Source organism: Streptomyces alkaliphilus (genome assembly GCF_014141535.1).
Taxonomy (GTDB): domain Bacteria; phylum Actinomycetota; class Actinomycetes; order Streptomycetales; family Streptomycetaceae; genus Streptomyces; species Streptomyces alkaliphilus.
This window is the reverse complement of the sequence record NZ_VKHT01001697.1, coordinates 1-502: the sequence shown is the minus strand read 5'-3', so window position 1 is coordinate 502 and position 502 is coordinate 1. Positions and strand designations below refer to the sequence as shown.

1 protein-coding gene is annotated in these 502 nt (G+C 76.7%); it reads right to left on the bottom strand.

Going from position 1 to position 502, the window contains the following annotated elements:
* On the bottom strand, positions 1-384 hold a 384-nt coding region (locus tag FNQ90_RS28590; RefSeq protein WP_182608584.1), incomplete at its 3' end, for a PAS domain-containing protein.
* Between the last annotated feature and the right edge of the window lie 118 nt (positions 385-502).

Here is a 502-nt window from a genome sequence, read left to right as displayed (position 1 = left end):
GTCGGGGAGCGGGCGGGGAGGTCCGTCGACGACGTCGGCGCGGGAGCCGGTGTACGAACCGGAGTACGCCGCACCGTCGTCCTCACCGTCCCCCACGACGTCGAAGACCCCGGAGACGGGGAGGATGTCGGCCACGGCACGACCGCGGGCCTCCTCCCGGCCGAGTCCGAAGAGCCGGCGTGCTCCGGCGCTCCAGTGGGTGATCCTGCCCCGGTCATCGGCCACCACCACCGCCGAGGGTATGCGGCCCGGAAGCGCGGGGGCCGACGCGGCCCCGCCGGCGGACACTGCGTTCGGAGGGGTGGGCTGTTCGGCCACGTTGTCTCCCTGGCGGGCGGAGGGCGGCTCCCACCGTACGCCTTCACGCCCCTCCCCGGGAGCCATCCGATCGACGGGGCGCGTCGATCGGGTGTGGTCGGGTGGCCCCGTGTCCCGTGCGCCCGGCGCGGACCCCGACGCCCGGTGGCGGTCACGCCTCCGGGGGCTCGGGGAGCACCCGGGG